This is a genomic window from Flagellimonas abyssi (assembly GCF_019457905.1).
Classification (GTDB): Bacteria; Bacteroidota; Bacteroidia; order Flavobacteriales; family Flavobacteriaceae; genus Flagellimonas; species Flagellimonas abyssi.
Genome location: NZ_JAHZSV010000107.1, coordinates 1 through 407 on the forward strand (window position 1 = coordinate 1; position 407 = coordinate 407).

Annotated in this window: 1 protein-coding gene; it reads left to right on the top strand. The window is 44.7% G+C overall.

Translation table 11 applies throughout. The features are described 5' to 3' along the window. Positions 1–407, top strand: a 407-nt coding sequence (locus K1F36_RS20020; protein WP_220115362.1) for a phage integrase SAM-like domain-containing protein, incomplete at both ends; no start/stop codon positions are given.

Genomic DNA, 407 nt, shown 5'->3' on the forward strand with positions numbered 1-407 from the left:
CATAGGCAACTGTATTCCGAAGGTATGGTAATCACCTCCAATGCCATTAAACTGCGTTATCTCGGTGAGGATCGGGTGTTAAGGACACTTGATGATATTATCCAATACCACCGTGATAATGAAATGCCCAAACTTGAGCCTGGCACTTCAAAGAACTATGGGGCAACGGAAACCTATCTAAAACGGTTCGTAAAGAAAAAGTTCAATTCACAGGATATTAGGCTGTCCTTTATCGATTACACTTTCGTGGTTGAATTTGAGGGCTTCCTTAGAAATTGCCCTCCTATCAATAAGGCCCAGCCACTGACCAACAACGGCATCATGAAGCACATGGAGCGGCTCAAGAAATTGGTGGGCATAGCCTTCAAGTTCAGGTGCATCCCCCAAAACCCCTTCAACCAGTACAA